This window comes from Pseudomonas sessilinigenes, assembly GCF_003850565.1.
Classification (GTDB): Bacteria; Pseudomonadota; Gammaproteobacteria; order Pseudomonadales; family Pseudomonadaceae; genus Aquipseudomonas; species Aquipseudomonas sessilinigenes.
Genome location: NZ_CP027706.1, coordinates 2,983,530 through 3,000,802, shown reverse-complemented (window position 1 = coordinate 3,000,802; position 17,273 = coordinate 2,983,530). Strand labels below are relative to the sequence as shown.

General features: G+C 64.5%; 16 protein-coding genes. 9 read left to right on the top strand and 7 right to left on the bottom strand.

The features are described 5' to 3' along the window. Positions 1-2: 2 nt before the first annotated feature. The 4 genes from efeO (C4K39_RS13965) (at position 3) to C4K39_RS13950 (ending at position 4,716) form a co-directional block, all read left to right on the top strand. Positions 3-1,202: an iron uptake system protein EfeO gene (efeO, locus tag C4K39_RS13965; protein WP_068588376.1), complete on the top strand. Its 1,200-nt coding sequence runs from the start codon at positions 3-5 to the stop codon at positions 1,200-1,202. An 18-nt stretch (positions 1,203-1,220) separates the two neighbouring features. Next, complete coding sequence (gene efeB, locus C4K39_RS13960; protein WP_124346710.1) at positions 1,221-2,534, top strand: iron uptake transporter deferrochelatase/peroxidase subunit; 1,314 nt, start codon at positions 1,221-1,223, stop codon at positions 2,532-2,534. Positions 2,535-2,568: 34 nt separating this feature from the next. Next, positions 2,569-3,393: an iron uptake system protein EfeO gene (gene efeO, locus C4K39_RS13955; protein ID WP_022644256.1), complete on the top strand. Its 825-nt coding sequence runs from the start codon at positions 2,569-2,571 to the stop codon at positions 3,391-3,393. A 138-nt stretch (positions 3,394-3,531) separates the two neighbouring features. Then, positions 3,532-4,716: an MFS transporter gene (locus C4K39_RS13950; RefSeq protein ID WP_068588372.1), complete on the top strand. Its 1,185-nt coding sequence runs from the start codon at positions 3,532-3,534 to the stop codon at positions 4,714-4,716. Positions 4,717-4,886: 170 nt separating this feature from the next. Here C4K39_RS13950 and pssA read toward each other — a convergent pair whose 3' ends face one another. Then, complete coding sequence (pssA, locus tag C4K39_RS13945; protein ID WP_068588370.1) at positions 4,887-6,230, bottom strand: CDP-diacylglycerol--serine O-phosphatidyltransferase; 1,344 nt, start codon at positions 6,228-6,230, stop codon at positions 4,887-4,889. 181 nt (positions 6,231-6,411) lie between these two features. On the opposite strand from pssA, the gene C4K39_RS13940 reads away from it, so the two are divergent. Continuing rightward, complete coding sequence (locus C4K39_RS13940) at positions 6,412-6,975, top strand: TetR/AcrR family transcriptional regulator (protein ID WP_124348347.1); 564 nt, start codon at positions 6,412-6,414, stop codon at positions 6,973-6,975. Between the two features lie 58 nt (positions 6,976-7,033). Beyond that, positions 7,034-7,513, top strand: a complete 480-nt coding sequence (locus C4K39_RS13935; protein ID WP_068588363.1) for a nuclear transport factor 2 family protein — start codon at positions 7,034-7,036, stop codon at positions 7,511-7,513. A gap of 150 nt (positions 7,514-7,663) precedes the next feature. Here the strand turns inward: C4K39_RS13935 and sfnG are convergent, their stop codons facing one another. Next, positions 7,664-8,749: a dimethylsulfone monooxygenase SfnG gene (gene sfnG / locus C4K39_RS13930; protein WP_124346709.1), complete on the bottom strand. Its 1,086-nt coding sequence runs from the start codon at positions 8,747-8,749 to the stop codon at positions 7,664-7,666. A 401-nt stretch (positions 8,750-9,150) separates the two neighbouring features. Between sfnG and C4K39_RS13925 the strand changes: the two genes are divergently transcribed. Together C4K39_RS13925 and C4K39_RS13920 are read left to right on the top strand one after the other, a co-directional pair. Then, complete coding sequence (locus C4K39_RS13925) at positions 9,151-10,386, top strand: acyl-CoA dehydrogenase family protein (protein WP_124346708.1); 1,236 nt, start codon at positions 9,151-9,153, stop codon at positions 10,384-10,386. A 129-nt stretch (positions 10,387-10,515) separates the two neighbouring features. Next, positions 10,516-11,295, top strand: coding sequence for a TSUP family transporter (locus tag C4K39_RS13920; RefSeq protein ID WP_068588353.1), 780 nt, complete (start codon positions 10,516-10,518; stop codon positions 11,293-11,295). On the opposite strand, the gene nudC is transcribed toward C4K39_RS13920, so the two are convergent. From nudC to C4K39_RS13895, 5 genes are all read right to left on the bottom strand, one after another. Then, the gene (nudC, locus tag C4K39_RS13915) at positions 11,263-12,093 is read right to left on the bottom strand and encodes an NAD(+) diphosphatase (RefSeq protein WP_068588351.1); all 831 of its coding nucleotides are present in this window, start codon (positions 12,091-12,093) and stop codon (positions 11,263-11,265) included. The two genes, C4K39_RS13920 and nudC, sit on opposite strands and share 33 nt — an antisense overlap. 6 nt (positions 12,094-12,099) lie before the next feature. Next, positions 12,100-12,912, bottom strand: a complete 813-nt coding sequence (locus C4K39_RS13910; RefSeq protein WP_068588347.1) for a crotonase/enoyl-CoA hydratase family protein — start codon at positions 12,910-12,912, stop codon at positions 12,100-12,102. Positions 12,913-13,039: 127 nt separating this feature from the next. Next, positions 13,040-13,816 (bottom strand): class I SAM-dependent methyltransferase, encoded by a 777-nt coding sequence (locus C4K39_RS13905; protein WP_124346707.1) that lies wholly within the window; start codon positions 13,814-13,816, stop codon positions 13,040-13,042. A 101-nt stretch (positions 13,817-13,917) separates the two neighbouring features. Next, positions 13,918-15,216, bottom strand: a complete 1,299-nt coding sequence (locus C4K39_RS13900; RefSeq protein ID WP_124346706.1) for an ATP-binding protein — start codon at positions 15,214-15,216, stop codon at positions 13,918-13,920. Between the two features lie 4 nt (positions 15,217-15,220). Then, positions 15,221-15,922 carry a response regulator gene (locus C4K39_RS13895; protein WP_068588340.1) on the bottom strand — a complete coding sequence of 234 codons (702 nt, stop codon included), beginning with the start codon at positions 15,920-15,922 and terminating at the stop codon, positions 15,221-15,223. A gap of 194 nt (positions 15,923-16,116) precedes the next feature. Between C4K39_RS13895 and C4K39_RS13890 the strand changes: the two genes are divergently transcribed. Further along, a complete protein-coding gene (locus C4K39_RS13890) occupies positions 16,117-17,271 on the top strand; it encodes an efflux RND transporter periplasmic adaptor subunit (protein ID WP_068588335.1) in 1,155 nt (384 codons plus the stop codon). Positions 17,272-17,273: the final 2 nt, after the last annotated feature.

Here is a 17,273-nt window from a genome sequence, read left to right as displayed (position 1 = left end):
CCATGACCCAGCAAGCCTCTCCCCAGGCCTCGCCGCCCCGCGCTCTGCGTTGGGCGGTCGCCGGCTCGGTGATCGTGATGATCGCCGCCGGCGGGCTGTTCTACTACGCCTCGCAACTGGCGGCCAGCAAGCGCCAGGCCCACCAGGGCGAGATCACCGTGACCATCCACCCCCACAGCTGCGAGCCCAATGCGCTTACCGTGCCCGCCGGCCGCGCCAGCTTTCGCATCGTCAACCGCTCTGAGCGCGCCGTGGAGTGGGAAATCCTCGATGGCGTGCTGGTGGTCGAGGAACGGGAAAACATCGCCCCGGGCCTGAGCCAGGTGATCAACGCCAACCTGCAGCCCGGGGACTACGCCATCACCTGCGGCCTGTTGAGCAACCCCAGGGGGACCCTGCATGTCACCCCGACCGCCGAGTCCGAGGCCCAGGCCAAGGCACGGCCATCGATGGTGGCCTTTATCGGTCCCCTATCAGAGTTCCGCGTCTACCTGAGCACCCAGGGCAGTGCCCTGGTCAAGGCCGTCGCGGCCTTGCAGCAGGCCATCGAAGCTGGCGACCTGAAGCAGGCCCAAGCTCTGTACGTGCCCGCCCGCGCCGCCTATCAACGCCTGGCCCCGGCCGCGCAGCGCCTGGCCGAGCTGGACAATGCGATCAACGCCCGTGCCGATTACTTCGAAAAGCGTGAACAGGACCCCGGTTTCGGCGGTTTCCATCGCCTGGAGTACGGCCTGTTCCAGCAACGTGACCTGGCAGGCCTGGCGCCAGTGGCCCAAGCCTTGTCCAAGGATGTCGGCAACCTCAAGGAACAGTTGCTGGCCCAGGCCCTGCCGCCCGAACAACTGGTGAGCATCGTGGCGCGCAACATGCACAGCCTCGCCGACCTGCGTGCCAGCAGCGGTGAAGAGGAGCGCTATAGCCACAGCGACCTGGGCGGTTTTGCCGCCAACCTGGAAACCACACGCAAGGTCATCGACCTGCTGCGACCGCTACTGGCCAAGTCGGCGGCCCAGGTGCTGCCACCGGTGGACAACGCCGCCACCGCCCTGGCCGCACGCCTGGATAGCCTGCGCGACGGCTTCGGCTACCTGGGCTACGACCAGGTCAGTGGCGAGCAACGCAAGGAGATCGCCGACAAGGCCAAGACCCTGGCCGACGCCCTGGACGGCATCGATCCCGCATTGGGCCTCTCCGGCCTGTAACGACACGAGTCCTGCGCAATGAACGATTCAGATCAGTCCAATCCGTCATTTTCCGCCCAACGCCGACGTGTCTTGCTGGGCATGGGCGCCGCCAGCGTCGCCCTGGCCGGCAGCAGCCTGGCGAGCCCGGCCCTGGCCGGACAAGCACCGCCCCAAGTGACCGTGGCCCCCAGCAGCGACAAGACCCAGGAACGCAACGACTTCCACGGCCAGCACCAGAGCGGAATCGTCACTGCGCGCCCCACCGCAGGAATGATGGTGGCGTTCGATGTGCTGGCCAGCGACCGCGAGGACCTGGAGCGCCTGTTCCGCACCCTCAACGAACGCATCGCCTTCCTCATGCAGGGCGGCCCCGTGACCCAGGTCGACGCAAAACTGCCGCCACTGGACTCCGGCATCCTCGGTCCGGTGGTCACCCCGGACAACCTGACCATCACCGTCTCGGTGGGCGAGTCACTGTTCGACGAACGCTTCGGCCTGGCCGAAGCCAAGCCCAAGCGCCTGGTACGCATGGTGGGCTTTCCCAACGACGCCCTGGAACCGGCCTGCTGCCATGGCGACCTGAGCCTGCAGTTCTGTTCCAACACCGCCGACACCAATATCCATGCCCTGCGCGACATCGTGAAGAACCTGCCCGACCTGCTGCTGGTGCGCTGGAAACAGGAAGGCAGCGTACCGCCCCAGGCCCCGGCCAAGCCGGGCGAACCGGCACAGAGCGCGCGCAACTTCCTGGGCTTTCGCGATGGCTCGGCCAACCCCGATTCCAACGACCAGAAGGCCATGCAGCAGATCGTCTGGGTCCAGCCTGGCAGCGACGAGCCGGCCTGGGCCACCCACGGCAGCTACCAGGCGGTGCGCATCATCCGTAACTTCGTCGAACGCTGGGACCGTACCCCACTGCAGGAACAGGAAAGCATCCTGGGCCGGATCAAGGCCAGCGGCGCCCCCATGGACGGCCATCACGAAAGCCAGGTTCCCGACTACGCCAAGGACCCCCACGGCAAGGTGACCAAGCTCGATGCCCACATCCGCCTGGCCAACCCGCGCACCGCCAAGACCCAGCAGAACCTGATCCTGCGCCGGCCGTTCAACTATTCCAATGGCGTGAACAAGAACGGCCAGTTGGACATGGGCCTGTTGTTCATCTGCTACCAGGCGGACCTGGAGAAAGGCTTCATCACCGTGCAGACCCGACTCAACGGCGAACCCCTGGAGGAGTACCTCAAGCCCACTGGCGGCGGTTATTTCTTCACCCTGCCGGGGGTCACGGGCGACCAGGACTTCATCGGTCGCTCGCTGCTCGCCGCCACGGCTGCCAAGGCCAATGCCTGATCGCCCCCTACAATAACCCCCACGGAAACGTCCCATGAAAAAGTCGCCTCTCGCTGTGTTGCTGACCCTTGGCTTGCTCCACGCTCCGCTGTCGGCCCTGGCCGCCCCCGCGCCCCTGGAGCTGGTGGGGCCGATCTCCGACTACAAGATCTACGTCACTGAACAGCTCGACGAACTGGCCAGCCATACCCAGCAATTCACCGATGCGGTGAAACAGGGCGACTTGGCCAAGGCCCGGCAGCTCTATGCGCCGACCCGGGTCTACTACGAGTCGATCGAGCCGATCGCCGAGCTGTTCAGCGACCTGGATGCCTCTATCGACTCCCGCGTCGACGACCATGAACAAGGGGTCAAGGCCGAGGACTTCACTGGCTTCCACCGCCTGGAGTACTCGTTGTTTTCAGAGAACAGCACCCAGGGCCTGGGCGACCTGGCCGACCGCCTGAACAAGGACGTCAAGGACCTGCAGGCGCGCGTCGCCGGCTTGACCTTCCCACCGGAAAAAGTGGTCGGCGGGGCCGCTGCCCTGCTCGAGGAAGTCGCTGCGACCAAGATCTCCGGTGAAGAAGATCGCTACAGCCACACCGACCTCTACGACTTCCAGGGCAACATCGACGGGGCGAAGAAAATCGTCGATCTGTTCCGTCCGCAGATCGAGAAGCAGGACAAGGCCTTTGTCGCCAAGGTGGACAAGAACTTCGCCACCGTGAACAAGATCCTGGCCAAGTACAAGACTGCGGACGGTGGCTTCATGACCTACGACAAGGTCAAGGAGAACGACCGCAAGGCCCTGGTGGGCCCGGTCAACACCCTGGCCGAGGACCTCTCCACCCTGCGCGGCAAGCTGGGCCTGAACTGACTCCGCGGCCCCTGGCGGGAACCGGCATGCCGGTTCCTGCTCCATCGCTCCCCCCCGCTTGCGCTGCAATTAGGCCTGGGCAGCCGTGCGTTATCCCGATAACGTGCACGCCCCGATGTTCCTCATGGAAGACCTGCTATGCCCACCCCCTCGGCCTCCAGGCCCCTCTCGCTCTTGCCGCTGATGGCGGCCTACATGGCCTGCACCATGTCGATGATGGCCTTCGTCTCGCTGATCGGCCCGATCTCTCGGGTACTGCATCTGGAAACCTGGCATGCCGGTGTGGCAGTGACCGTGGCCGGGGTGATCTGGGTGCTGCTGGCGCGCCCCTGGGGCCAGGCCAGCGATCGCTATGGCCGCCGCCGGGTGTTGCTGGTCGGGATCGCCGGCTTCACCCTGGCTTACTGGGCCCTGTGCCTGTTCATCGATGTATCCCTGCGGACCTTGCCCAGTGTCGCCGTGGCCTTCGCCGGCCTGGTACTGGGCCGTGGCTTGATCGGCGCCTTCTACGCGGCAGTGCCGGTGGGCGGATTCGCCCTGGTGGCCGACCACTTCGAACCCCAGCATCGGGCCCGGGCCATGGCCACCCTGGGTGCAGCCAACGCCGTGGGCCTGGTGGTAGGGCCGGCCGCTGCCGCGCTGCTGGCCCGGCACAGCCTGAGCCTGCCCTTCTACGTCATGGCTATCCTGCCGCTGCTGGCGCTGGTGGTGATGTACCGGCAACTGCCCCGCCAGGAGTTGCACCTGGCCCAGACGCCTGGCCGGGTTCGCCTGAACGATCCGCGGCTGGCCCGGCCAATGGTGGTGGCCTTCGTCGCCATGCTCTGCGTGACGCTGGCCCAGATCACCGTGAGCTTCTATGCCATGGACCGGCTGCAGATGAACTCCGCCGATGCGGCGCAGACCGCCGGGATCGCCCTGACCATGGTCGGTGTGGCCCTGATCTGCGCCCAACTGGTGGTGCGCAAGCTGGAATGGGCGCCACTGCGGATGATCCGCGCCGGCGCCCTGCTTTCAGCCGTGGGTTATGCCGGGGCGATGCTGGCGGACAGCGCCTGGAGCCTGTGGCTGGCGTTCTTCGTCTCGGCGGCGGGCATGGGCGGGATATTCCCGTCGTTCTCGGCCCTGGCGGCCAATTCGGTGCAAGCCTCGGAGCAAGGCGCCACGGCCGGCAGCATCGGCGCAGCCCAGGGCCTGGGGGCGGTGGTCGGGCCAATGGCCGGCACCTTGATCTACGCCATGGAGCCACGCCTGCCCTATCTGCTGGCGGCAGTGCTACTGGCGTTGGTGGCGCTGTGGCCTTACCCACCCAAGCAAAGCTGATCCACTGGCCGCTGCCCTACGTCGATATCGACTTGCGCAAAGGGCCTGCGGCCCTCTTGCGCAGCCTTGCAGGCGAGGCTGCGGTACAGATTCGAGCTTCGTGTAGCCGCTGCCGCAGGCCCCGCAGGAGCACGGTGATACCCAACGCCTGAAGGGCCTAGCGGCACAGATCAGAGGATGCGATACAGCAGGCGCTCGATGCGCACGCGGCTGACCCGGCGCAGGAACTTGCTCACCGCCTCCGGGTAATCGGCCAAGCTGTCCAGCGACTGGAAATGCTCGATACGCCGGGTATGGCGATAGATCTCGGCCTGCTCGGCACTACGCGCCGCCAGCAACTCACCCTTGGGGTCGTCCAGCAGCAGGGCATTTTCCAGGTCCAGGCGGAATGCCCGTGGGTTGAGGTTGTTGCCGGTGAGCAAGGTGTAGCGCTCGTCGATCCACAGGCCCTTGAGGTGGTAGCTGTTATCGCCATCGCGCCATAGGTGCAGGTTCAACTGTCCATTGTCGATGTACTTCTGATGCCGCTTGGCGAAGCGCCGCAGGCTGATCTCGTACAGATAGGGCAAGGCAGCGATGACCTTGAACGGCTCGCTGGGGGGGATATAGAAGTCGTTGGCGGTCTTGTCGCCAACGATGATGTCGATCTTCACTCCCCGCTCCAGGGCCCGGTTGATTTCCCGGACCACTGGCAATGGCAGGTTGAAATACGGGGTGCAGATGGTCAGCTGCTTCTGGGCCCCGGCCATCAGTTCGCAGATCACGCGGTTCAGCGGGTTGCCCTTGCCCACTCCCAGCAGCGGACTGACGGATAACCCGTTGCGCTCCAGGCTGCCGGCCGTGGTGTCGTAGGCTGCATGCTTGAGCCGGCTGCGCAGGTCGCCGATGTCATTGCGCAAGCTGCGAGTCGTCGGCAGCTTTGGCAGGTCCAGGCGATGCACCGCCCGCGATTCCACCAGGCCATGCTGCACCAGGTGATGCATGGAGTCGGCCAGGGCGCGATTGTGCAGCAGGTGATAGCGGTCGAACCGGTACTTGTCGAATTTGTGCAGGTACACGTTGTTCAGGCTGGCGCCGCTGTAGAGCACGCAATCGTCGATCACGAACCCCTTCAGGTGCAGGACCCCGAACAGCTCCCGGGTCTGCACCGGTACGCCGTAGATCGGCACCACACTGGCGTGGGTGCGGGTCATTTCCTGGTACCAGGCCGAATTGCCCGGCTGCTTGCCAGCGCCGATCAGGCCGCGTTGGGCGCGCATCCAATCCACCACCACCACGATGTCCAGCTCGGGACGAGCGGCCTTGGCAGCATGCAGGGCATCGAGGATCTCCTGGCCAGCTTCATCCTGCTGCAGGTACAGGGCAACGATATAGATGCGTTGGGTAGCCTGGGCGATCTGCTCCAGCAGGGTTTGGCGAAACTGCGCCGCACCACACAGCGTGGTGAAGGCATCGGGGGCCAGGGGAAAGCTGCGCAGCTTGGGCAGCAGGGAACGCTTGAAAAGCAACGGCATAGGGTTGGCAGTGGCTCAGATTCAAAGAGCGCAAGAGCTTACACCATGGATAGGTCGCAGTCCTCTATCTGGCCTGTACAAAGCCTGTAGTGGCCGATACACAGGCAGTCGAAGTCCTGCGTGGATGAATGATTCGAACAACCCCATTGACCAAGGAGAACGATCGTTCTACTCTTTGCCCATGAACGAAATTACTCACTCAGAAACACGCGATATCATTCTCGATGTCACCGAGAAACTGATCTATAAAAGTGGTATCGCCGCCACCGGCATGGATCTTCTGGTCAAGACTGCCGGGGTTTCTCGAAAGAGCGTCTATCGCTATTTCGACAATAAGGAACAATTGGTCGTGGCCGCCCTGGAGCGGCGCGACGAGCGCTGGATGCACTGGTACCGCAGCGAAGTGGGCAAGGCCCAGGGCTCTGCCCAACGCCTGCTGGCGCTGTTCAGCGTACTCAAGGAGTGGTTCGGCCGCGAAGACTTTCGCGGCTGCGCCTTCATCAATACCAGTGGTGAAACCGGTGATCCGCAAGACCCGGTGCGCCAGGTAGCGAAACGGCACAAACAGAAGCTGCTCGACTATCTGGTCGAACTTTGCCAGGAACATGGCACGCAACAACCTTCGGAACTGGCGGCACAGCTGCTGATCCTGATCGATGGTGCCATTACCGTTGCGCTGGTCATGGGCGATTACAGTGCTGCCGATAATGCGCAATGCATGGCGCGAAAGTTATTGGATCTCTGATCGACCCGAAGCAGTGCTACGCCTTAGTTGGAACTGCAACTTTCATTGGAGACTACCCATGTCGTCTAACACCCAAGTGCGCCCACCGCTTCCCCCTTTCACCCGTGAATCGGCGATCGAGAAGATCCGCCTGGCCGAAGATGGCTGGAACTCGCGGGACCCGGAACGAGTATCCCTGGCCTACACCCTGGATACCCAGTGGCGCAACCGCGCCGAGTTCGCCCATGACCGGGAGCAAGCCAAGGCCTTCCTCACCCGCAAATGGGCCAAGGAACTGGACTACCGGCTGATCAAGGAACTCTGGGCCTTTACCGACAACCGCATTGCCGTGCGTTATGCCTACGAATGGCACGACGACTCCGGTAACTGGTTCCGTTCCTACGGCAACGAAAACTGGGAGTTCGATGAACAGGGGCTGATGGCCCGGCGCTTCGCCTGTATCAACGACATGCCGATCAAGGCCAGCGAGCGCAAGTTCCACTGGCCCCTGGGGCGGCGCCCGGACGATCACCCGGGCCTCTCCGAACTGGGCCTGTAATCGCCACGACCTTGTAGCCGCTGCCGAGCTTGCGAGGCTGCGACCAGGCTGCCAGGCCTGCATGCTCCAGGGCCCCTGCGGCCCTGCGGGCCATGCGCAGCCTGGGGCAGCGGCTACACGAAGCATGAAGGCCACGGGGCCTTCGACGCATCAGGCCGCGGCGTCCTGCCCGGCCTGGGCCTCCAGCTCGCGTACCAGGGGCAGTACGCGGCGGCCGAAGTACTCCACTTCCTCCTGGAAATGCAGGAATCCCGCCAGTACCAGGTCCACACCCACCGCCTTGAGCTCGACGATTCGCTGGGCAATCTGCTGCGGGGTACCGATCAGGTTGGTCTTGAAACCGTCGTTGTATTGCACCAGGTCCTCGAAGCTCGACTTGGCCCAGTTGCCCTCTCCTTCCGGCGAGGCCTGGCCAGCCTGCCTGGCCGCATCACCGAAGGCCCTGACCGCCTCTGGATCGGCCTGGTCGATGATCTGTTGCAGCACCGCCTGCGCCTCTTGCTCGGTATCCCGGGCAATCACGAAGGCATTCACCCCAATCTTCACCTGATGCTGGTTGGTCGCGGCCTTGGCGCGGATGTCATCGACCTGGGCCTTGATCCCCTCCACGCTGTTGCCGTTGGTGAAGTACCAGTCCGACACCCTCGCGGCCATGTCCCGGGCCGCTCGGGAGCTGCCGCCCTGGAAGATTTCCGGTCGCCCCAGGGGCTTGGGCTTGAGGCTGTAGTTGTCGAAACGGTAGAAGTCGCCCTTGAAGGTGAAATGCTCCTGGCTCCACACCCCGCGCAGGCAGCGGATGAACTCCTCGGAGCGGCGATAGCGCTCGTCGTGCTCCAGCCAATGCTCGCCGATGGCCTGGAACTCGCCCTTGAACCAGCCACTGACGATGTTCACGGCGATGCGCCCCTCGGTCAGTTGGTCGATGGTCGCCAACTGCTTGGCCGCCAAGGCCGGCTGCCAGGGCCCGGGCAGGATCGCCGCGATGACCTTGAGCTTGCTGGTGGCGGCCAGCAGCGCATGGCTGAACGCCACCGACTCATGCTGGTACTCGGCGCCGTAGCCGGCGGTAAAGCGGATCTGCGTCAGGGCGTATTCGAAACCGGCAGCCTCGGCGATCTGCGCCAGCTTGCGGTTGTAGTCGATGCCCCAGTGGGTACGCTGCGCGATCTTGCTGACCACCAGGCCGCCGCTGACGTTGGGCACCCAGTAGGCGAATTTCACGGCTTGCTGACTCATGGCTCGGTCCTCGGGATGGGAAAGGTACAGGGGTCCCGAGCAGCATGCGTGCCAAACCCGCAGCGAGCGGTCACCTCTGCCGAGCCTGCGAGGTGGCGACAAGGCCGCCAGGCCTTCAATGATCCAGTGCCCCCTGTGGCCCCGCGGGCCATGCGCAGCCTTCGGCAGCGGCTACACGGATGCAGTGCACCACGGTAGTTTTCCGGGATCACCAGCTACCGATCAACCAGGCGGGAAAGTATTGCGGACAACGATTTGTTGCAGGGCTGTTGCCAGGGCAACAGTTGCCGGCGGACTGGGCACTGGCCCGACCAGCAAAACCGGAGCCATGACGGTCGGCATGCTGTGTGCAATCACCTGCAGGACCTTTTGTCTTTTCCTGCCGATTGCGGAGCCATGCCATGACCGAACACCAGGTAATCAATCCACTGTCCACCGGGGTCGACTACGAACCCCTGGCCGAGCGCTTCCGACCGATCTTCCAGCGTATCGCCACAGGCGCCGTGGAACGCGAGCAGCAGCGCGAGCTGCCTCACGAAGCCATCCGCTGGCTCAAGGAGGCGGGGTTCGGTGCGGTACGGGTGCCCGTCGAGTACGGCGGCGGTGGTGCCTCACTGCCCCAGCTGTTCCAGTTGCTGATCGAATTGGCCGCGGCCGACGCCAACCTGCCCCAGGCCCTGCGTGGGCACTTCGCCTTTGCCGAGGACCGGCTCAACGCGGCTCCAGGGCCCGGGCGCGACCTGTGGTTCAAGCGCTTCGTCGCGGGGGACATCGTCGGCTGCGCCTGGACCGAAATCGGCGCGGTGGAGATCGGCCAGGTGCTGACCAAGGTCAGCCCCCACGGCAAGGGCTGGCGGCTGGACGGCGAGAAGTTCTACAGCACCGGGAGTATTTTCTCCGACTGGATCGATGTCTACGCCCAGCGCAGCGACACCGGTGAAAACGTGATCGCCGCCGTGCGCACCCACCAGCCAGGCGTCGAGCAGAGCGACGACTGGGACGGCTTCGGCCAGCGCACCACCGGCAGCGGCACCACCCGATTCACCCAGGCCGAGGTGGAGGCCGACAACGTCATCGACTTCGCCACCCGCTTCAAGTACCAGACCGCCTTCTACCAACTGGTGCTGCTGGCGACTCTGGCCGGTATCGGCCGCGCGGCCTTGCGCGACGTCGCCCATGAGGTACGGGTACGCCAGCGCATCTATAGCCATGGCAATGCACCACGAGCCAGTGCCGATGCCCAGGTGCAGCAGGTGGTGGGCGAGATCGCAGCCCTGGTCTATGTCGCCGAAGCCGCCACCCTGCGGGCCGCCCTGCCGGCGCAACAGGCCTACCTGGCGCGCTTTGCCGGGGACCCGGCGCAGGAGCACGAAACCAATGTGGCAGCGGAGATCGAATCGGCCAGCGCCCAAGTGGCGGTCACCGAGCTGGTCCAGCGTGCCACCAGTGAGCTGTTCAATGCCCTTGGAGCCTCGGATGTGCGCCGGGGCAAGGCCCTGGACCGGCACTGGCGCAATGCCCGAACCGTGTCATCGCACAATCCGGCGATCTACAAGGCGCGGATCGTCGGTGACTGGCACATCAACGGCACCGAACCGCCGTTCGCCTGGAAGATCGGCAACGGGCCCAAGGCCTGAAGCGGCTGCAACTCACCCTTGGCAGGGTGTCGGGCCAGGACCTTGGTCGCAGTCGCACCAGGGCGCGGGATGCAGGTAAGATGTCAGGCTTTCGCGCCCCCTGCGCTCCCGCCGAAATAAGCCGATTCCATGCCCTTCGATCTCAGCGTTGACCTGACCACCCTCGCCGTTCTCGCCCTCGTGGCCTTTATCGCCGGTTTCATCGATGCCATTGCCGGCGGGGGCGGCCTGCTCACCACGCCGGCCCTGCTCACCGCGGGCCTGCCACCGCACCTGGTACTGGGCACCAACAAGCTCAGCTCGACCTTCGGCTCGGCCACCGCCAGCTTCACCTTCTATCGGCGCAAGCTGTTCCACCCCCGACAGTGGATGCACGCCATCATCGGCACCCTGGTGGGCGCGCTGGCCGGGGCCATCGTCGCCCACTACCTGCCTGCCGAGTGGCTGAACAAGATGCTGCCGGTGATCGTCTTCGCATGCGGCCTGTACCTGCTGTTCGGCGGCACGCCCAAGGCACCGCTGGACAGCGACGCACCGATCAAGAAGAAATGGCAATCGACCCAGGGCTTCAGCCTGGGCTTCTACGATGGCGTGGCCGGTCCCGGCACGGGCGCGTTCTGGACGGTCAGCAGCCTGCTGCTCTACCCCATCGACCTGGTCAAGGCCAGCGGCGTGGCGCGCAGCATGAACTTCGTCAGCAACATCGCGGCGCTGGCGGTGTTTGTCTTTTCCGGGCAGGTGGATTGGATCATCGGCCTGAGCATGGGCCTGTCGGTGATGGTCGGGGCCTTCTTCGGGGCACGCACCGCCATCAGCGGTGGTGCCAAGTTCATTCGCCCGGTGTTCATCACCGTGGTCCTGGGCCTGACTGTGCGCCTAGCCTGGCAGCACTGGTTCAGCGTGGCCTAAGCGACGGGCCACATAGAGGTCGATCAGGTAGCGGGCAATCGAGCGCGACGCTGGCAACGGCGGCAGCGCGTGCACATTGAACCACTGGGCATCCTCGATCTCGTCTTCCTGGGGCAGGATCTCGCCACTGGCGTACTCGGCATGGAAGCCCAGCATCATCGAATGCGGGAACGGCCAGCACTGGCTGCCCACGTACTGGATGTTGCGGACTTCGATGCTCACCTCCTCGCGCACCTCGCGGACCAGGCAATCCTCTGCCGACTCACCGGGCTCGGCAAAACCTGCCAAGGTGCTGTAGACCCCGGTGACGAAACGTGGCGAACGCGCCAGCAGGATCTCGTCGCCACGGGTAATCAGCACGATCATGCTCGGCGAGATCCGCGGATAGGCCCGCAGGTCGCAGCCCTGGCAGTACATGGCACGCTCGAGCGGCACCTGCACCGTGGGTTTCCCGCAACTCCCGCAGAACCGGTGCTCCCGGGCCCAGGTGCCGATCTGCGCCGCATAACCGAGCACCTTGTACAGGGTGTGGTCGCTCTCCAGCATGAAGGCCCGCAGGCCTTTCCAACCACAACCTTGCACGTCGGCACGGCCACTGAGCTCCAGCAGGTACACCGGCTCGCCATCGAGGTGGCCGATGCCGTGCTCGGCCAATACCGGCAGGTCCTGGCTCTTGAGCCAGTGCCGGGGGAACAGCGCGCCGTTGTCATCGTAGAGAAAACCCTCCGGGCCACGGGCCACGGCCCAGCCGCCGGGAAGGTCGGTATCGAGTACTGCGGTGCTCCAGCGTGCAATCATCTTCTATCAGTCCAGAAATTCGGGTTTCTGTTTGCTCATGTGGGCGGCGATGGCCACGCGCAGGTCGTTGGACTGGAGCATCGCAGCGTTCCAGGTGGCGACGTATTCCAGGCCATCGTCGATACGATGGTCGCGCATGTAGCTGAGCATTTCCTTGGTGCCAGCCACGGCGATCGGCGACTTGGCGGCAATCTCCCGGGCAATCTCCATGACCCCGTCCAGCAGGCCCGAGGCATCGGCGAAGGTGCGATTGACCAGGCCGATGTCGAGCGCTTCCTCGGCGCCGAAGGTGCGTCCGGTGTAGGCCAGCTCACGCAGCATGCCGTCACCGATGATACGTGGCAAACGTTGCAGTGTGCCGACATCGGCGGCCATGCCGATGTCGATTTCCTTGATCGAGAATTGCGCGTCGGCAGCGGCATAACGCATGTCGCAGGCGCTGATCAGGTCGATGGCGCCACCCAGGCAGTAGCCCTGGATCGCCGCCAGCACCGGCTTGCGGCAGTTGTCCACGGCGTTGAACGAGGATTGCAGTTCAAGGATCTTGCGTCGCAGCAGGCGCGCGTTGCGCCCCACGTCCTTGCCCAACTCATTGGCCACCCCGGCCAGCAGCATCAGGTCGATGCCCGAGGAGAAATGCTTGCCGGCGCCACTGAGTACCACCACCCGGACCGCGTCGGTATCGTCGATCCAGCGGAAGATATCGACGATCTCGGTCCAGAACGCGGCGTTCATGGCGTTGATTTTTTCCGGCCGGTTGATCTGCACATGGGCGATGTTATCGGCGAGTTCGACACGAAAGGCTTGGTATTCGGACATGGCGACGATCCTTCTCTGGTCAGCAAACAAGGGCCGAACTATAGCAAGTGGCAACCGCGCCCCGTAAGGCAGCGCATTGGCCAAAAACAGGACTGGGCCTGGCCTGCTGCCTTATTCGGTGATCGGTTCAGGCCTGCTTTATCGCGTAGAAGGCAGCGGTCTCATAAGGCACGGTCACCTCGCGGCTGTCCCGCAATTGGGGTTCGCTGGCCACCAGCTCGGCGAGCTGTCGCTCCAGCGCATCGCGTTGGTCCTGAGGCAACGCGGCGATGAAACTGGTGGAGCGCACGCGATTGAAGATCACATCTTGCGCGGGGCCCGTGTGCCCATGGCTGAAGTGCTGCTCCTGCAACGGTCCGAAACCGGGATGGGGAAAGGCCTGGCGCCAGGCCCCGGTGTAGTAGCGTGGCGTGTCGCCCTGCAGGGCATTGACGATGCGCTCCAGGTGCGCCACCCAGGGCACTCGCGCATCGCGCTGGTTCCACACCAGCGCCAGCTTGCCATTGGGCTTGAGCACCCGGTGGATTTCATCCAGGGCCTGGTGGCTGGCGAACCAATGAAAGGCCTGGGCACAGGCCAGCACATCCACCGAGGCGTCACGTAGCGGGATCGCCTCGGCGCTGCCATTCAAGACCTGGGCATCGGGATACTGCTGCGCCAGCTTGGCACGCATCTGCGCCACAGGCTCCACGGCAATCACCTGGGCGCCGGTCGCCAGGAGTCGCGCAGTGAACTTGCCAGTACCGGCACCCAGGTCCACCACTACCCTGTCCGGCTGCAGCTCCAGCACCTGGCGCAACCAGGGTTCCAGCTCAGGCGGATAGCCGGGTCGGCCGCGAGCATAGGTATCGGCCGCCTGCTTGTAGCCATCGGCCGCAGCATGATGAATGGGCCGGTCGTTCATGAGGCACCTCCTGGTCAGGGGAAAGCGCCGTTGAGAATAACCCCTGCACGCCGCCGGCCACATGAAATTAATGTCAGCACCACACTGCCGGGGCTGACGCGTTAGCGCGACGTGGGCAGGCTCAGGAGAAAACGCGCGCCCCCCAGTGGCGAGGCCTCGACGGTCAGCGTGCCACCCTGGGCCTCCAGGGCGCGGCGACTGATGGCCAGGCCCAGGCCGAAACCGCCCGTGGAACGATCACGGCTGCGATCCAGGCGATAGAAAGGCTCGAAGACCCGCTCCCGCTCATCGTCGGGAATGCCGATGCCATCATCGTCGACCCAGATTTCGCAACCATGCTCCCCCACCAGCACCCCGACCTGGATGCGTTTTTCACAGTAGCGGGTGGCATTGCGCAAGAGATTCTGCAAGGCCCGCGCGGTCAGGCGCGGGTCCAGGGTGAAACGCTCCAGGGTGCCGTACAGCAGCACGTCGATGACCACATCCGACTCCAGTTCATCGTCGACGCTGCCCAGGATGCTGTCGATGAACTCATCCAGGGCCACTTCGACCTGCTCCGGCAGGCACGCTGGATTCTGTAATCGGCTGTAGGACAACAGCTCCAGCACCAGTTCGTCCAGTTCGCGGATATGCGCCACCAGCCCCTGCAGGCGCTCGCGGCTGGCCGAGGGCAAGTCGTCGGACAGGGCCAGGGCCAGGCCGAAGTCGAGCCGGGTCAGGGGCGTGCGCAACTCGTGGGACACCGCATTGAGCAAGTCACGCTGTTGGTTCAGGAGCTTTTCGATGTCCCCGGCCATGGTGTCGAACACATGGGCCAGGCTGCCGATGTTGGAGCTGGCCGGCAGTTGCGTACGCTCGTCCAGGTGCCCCTTGCCGAAGCGCTCGGCGGTGCGCTTGAGGCGCTCCAGGTCACGCCAGTGAGGCCTGACCCACAGCAGCAGGCAAGCCAGGAGCACCGCACCGATCAGGACATTGATGCTCCAGTACAACAAATTGACGTCCAGGGGGTCCGGCGGCATCACCAGCTTGACCGCCATCTGGTCGTGCAGCGGCGAAACCGCAAGCGTTCGCGAGCCCCAGTCGCCCACCCGCACGACCTTCTTGCCCGCCTGCAGCCGGGCGCGTTCGTCGGCGCTGAAATCAGGGTCGTCGATGCGTACCAGGGCGATCTGCAGTGGGTGGAAGTCCTCGTCCATCGTCTTCGCCAGCGCCGGCCACTGGGCGGGCGGCTGGGAGCGGAACTGCCTGGCAATCAACTCCTGCAGGCCTCGGGACTTGGTCAGGTTGTAGTCGATGAAGCGCTGGTGAAACACCTTGATCACCAGGTCGGGGACCAGGTACATCGCCGCACTGAAGGCGACGATGGTGATCAGGTACAGCCGTACCAGGATGCGTAGCATGGACTCAACATTCCCACTCGGAACGGCTGAACAGATAGCCTTTGCCCCACACGGTCTTGATCTTGCGGGCCTCGCCGGCATGATCGTCGAACTTGCGCCGCAGCTTGGAGATGGCCACGTCCACCGATCGGTCGGTGCCGTTGAACTCGATGCCACGCAAACGCTGCAGGATCTGGTCGCGGCTCAATACTTCGCCAGCATGCCGGGCCAGCACCACCAGCAGGTTGTATTCGCCGCTGGACAGCTCCACCAGTTGCTCGCGCCAGGTCACGGTACGCTCTGAAAGGTCGATGCACAGGTTGCCCATGAGGATCCGGTCGCTGGCCGTCTGCGGCTCACCGAGGCTACTGCGGCGCAACAAGGTGCGCACCCGGGCCAATAACACTCGCGGTTCACAAGGTTTTGTCACATAGTCGTCGGCGCCCATTTCCAGGCCCAGGACCTGGTCGTGGCTGTCGTCACGGGCGGTGAGCATCAGGATCGGCAAGCTGGCCGAATCCGCTCGTAGCAGCCGGCATACCTGCAGGCCATCCAGGCCCGGCAGCATCAGGTCGAGGATCACCAGGTCCGGGGGGCTGGTCCGGGCTCGCTCGCGCACCTGGTCGCCACGGCTGATGACACTGACCTGGTAGCCATTGCGTTCAAGGTAGCTGGCAATCAATTCGGAGAGCGCGGGATCGTCTTCGACAAGGAGGATGTTGGCCATGGAAGAAAGGTCTTTTTGAAGAAATACACAGTACCGGCGTCTATCAGATACCGGACAAGCAAGGCGCCAAGGATATACGCCCCGGCCCGTGCCGGCGCGCCTGCTTCACACTTTTTCACACAGCGCCTACGAAGCTTCACAGCGCGCGTTGTCTCCCGCTCTTAGCATGCCGGAGTCATTATTGGGGTATCAGCATGTCGAACAAACTCTTTACGCCGCTTTGCCTGGTGATTCTGGCCGCGACGTTGAGCGCCTGCGGCAAGGCCGCGGACGAACAGAAGGCACCACCGCCCAAGGTCCGGACCGAGACGATCCAGAGCCAGGCGCTATCGATCACCAGTGAACTGAGCGGGCGCATCGCCGCGCCGCGCATCGCTGAAGTGCGTGCCCGGGTCGCCGGCGTGGTGCTGCAGCGAACCTTCCGCGAAGGTTCGGACGTCAAGCAGGGCGACGTGCTGTTCCGTATCGACCCGGCGCCGTTCAAGGCCGACCTGGACAGCGCCATCGCCAGTCTGCGCAAGGCCGAGGCCACCGCATTCCAGGCGCGCCTGCAAGAGCAGCGCTACTCCAAGCTGGTGGCCGACCAGGCCATCAGCAGCCAGGAATATGACAATGCCCGGGCCGCCACGCGCCAGGCCGATGCCGAAGTGGCGGCGAACCAGGCGGCGGTACAGCGCGCCCGGCTCAACCTGGGGTATGCCACCGTCACCGCGCCGATTTCCGGCCGGGTCGGTCGCGCCCTGGTCACCGAAGGCGCACTGGTCGGCCAGAACGAAACCACGCCCCTGGCACTGATCCAGCAACTGGACCCGATCCATGCCGACCTGACCCAGTCCACCCGTGAGCTCAACGAGCTGCGCCGGGCCATGCGGGCCGGGCAGTTGCAACAAGTCGGCAAGGACCAGGCCAAAGCCACCCTGATCCTGGACGACGGCAGTTTCTACCCATTGCCGGGCAAGCTGCTGTTCGCCGATATCAGCGTCGACCCGGGCACCGGGCAGATCATCCTGCGCAGCGAATTCCCCAACCCGGACCTGGACCTGTTGCCCGGCAGCTTCGTGCGCGTACGCCTGGAGCAGGCCGTCGACCGCCAGGGCATCAGCGTGCCGCAGCGCGCCATCCAGCGCGACGGTGCTGGCATTGCCCAGGTGTTGCTGGTCAACGCCGAGAACCGTGTGGTGCAGCATCCAGTGCATCTGGGGGGCGTACAACAGGATCGCTGGATCGTCACCGCCGGCCTCAAGCCCGGTGACCGCATCATCGTCGAGGGCCTGCAACATGCCCGCCCAGGCGAGTTGGTGGAGATCGAAGACACTCCCGTGGTGCACGTCCAGAACCCAGGCCAGTAGGT

Coding starts and splice junctions, on each gene's coding strand:
- efeO (WP_068588376.1), top strand. CDS start 3: ATGACCCAGCAAGCCTCTCCCCAGGCCTCGCCGCCCCGCGCTCTGCGT.
- efeB (WP_124346710.1), top strand. CDS start 1,221: ATGAACGATTCAGATCAGTCCAATCCGTCATTTTCCGCCCAACGCCGA.
- efeO (WP_022644256.1), top strand. CDS start 2,569: ATGAAAAAGTCGCCTCTCGCTGTGTTGCTGACCCTTGGCTTGCTCCAC.
- C4K39_RS13950 (WP_068588372.1), top strand. CDS start 3,532: ATGCCCACCCCCTCGGCCTCCAGGCCCCTCTCGCTCTTGCCGCTGATG.
- pssA (WP_068588370.1), bottom strand. CDS start 6,230: ATGCCGTTGCTTTTCAAGCGTTCCCTGCTGCCCAAGCTGCGCAGCTTT.
- C4K39_RS13940 (WP_124348347.1), top strand. CDS start 6,412: ATGAACGAAATTACTCACTCAGAAACACGCGATATCATTCTCGATGTC.
- C4K39_RS13935 (WP_068588363.1), top strand. CDS start 7,034: ATGTCGTCTAACACCCAAGTGCGCCCACCGCTTCCCCCTTTCACCCGT.
- sfnG (WP_124346709.1), bottom strand. CDS start 8,749: ATGAGTCAGCAAGCCGTGAAATTCGCCTACTGGGTGCCCAACGTCAGC.
- C4K39_RS13925 (WP_124346708.1), top strand. CDS start 9,151: ATGACCGAACACCAGGTAATCAATCCACTGTCCACCGGGGTCGACTAC.
- C4K39_RS13920 (WP_068588353.1), top strand. CDS start 10,516: ATGCCCTTCGATCTCAGCGTTGACCTGACCACCCTCGCCGTTCTCGCC.
- nudC (WP_068588351.1), bottom strand. CDS start 12,093: ATGATTGCACGCTGGAGCACCGCAGTACTCGATACCGACCTTCCCGGC.
- C4K39_RS13910 (WP_068588347.1), bottom strand. CDS start 12,912: ATGTCCGAATACCAAGCCTTTCGTGTCGAACTCGCCGATAACATCGCC.
- C4K39_RS13905 (WP_124346707.1), bottom strand. CDS start 13,816: ATGAACGACCGGCCCATTCATCATGCTGCGGCCGATGGCTACAAGCAG.
- C4K39_RS13900 (WP_124346706.1), bottom strand. CDS start 15,216: ATGCTACGCATCCTGGTACGGCTGTACCTGATCACCATCGTCGCCTTC.
- C4K39_RS13895 (WP_068588340.1), bottom strand. CDS start 15,922: ATGGCCAACATCCTCCTTGTCGAAGACGATCCCGCGCTCTCCGAATTG.
- C4K39_RS13890 (WP_068588335.1), top strand. CDS start 16,117: ATGTCGAACAAACTCTTTACGCCGCTTTGCCTGGTGATTCTGGCCGCG.